This is a genomic window from Paraburkholderia sp. JHI2823 (assembly GCF_038900695.1).
GTDB classification, from domain to species: Bacteria; Pseudomonadota; Gammaproteobacteria; order Burkholderiales; family Burkholderiaceae; genus Paraburkholderia; species Paraburkholderia mimosarum.
In genome coordinates, this window is sequence record NZ_JAYMRY010000466.1 from 1 (window position 1) to 205 (window position 205).

Annotated in this window: 1 pseudogene; it reads left to right on the forward strand. The window is 62.4% G+C overall.

Features of this window, described 5'->3' with window-relative positions:
* A pseudogene (locus VSR34_RS39430) lies at positions 1-205 on the forward strand (DDE-type integrase/transposase/recombinase); the annotation flags it as partial.

Below are 205 nucleotides of genomic sequence, written 5' to 3' on the forward strand. Positions count from 1 at the left end.
TACACCTGCGGGTCGCTCGTGGCGTGTCTATGAGACTTACCTGAAGATTCGCGGCAGGTGGGTCTACCTGTACCGGGCAGCGTCAGGGCCAGCCGCCGGAGACCATCACGCTCGACGGCTATGCCGCCTCGCACCGCGCGGTGCGCGAAATGAAGGCCGATGGTCTGCTGCCTGAAGACACGAAGGTCCGGTCCTCAAAATATCT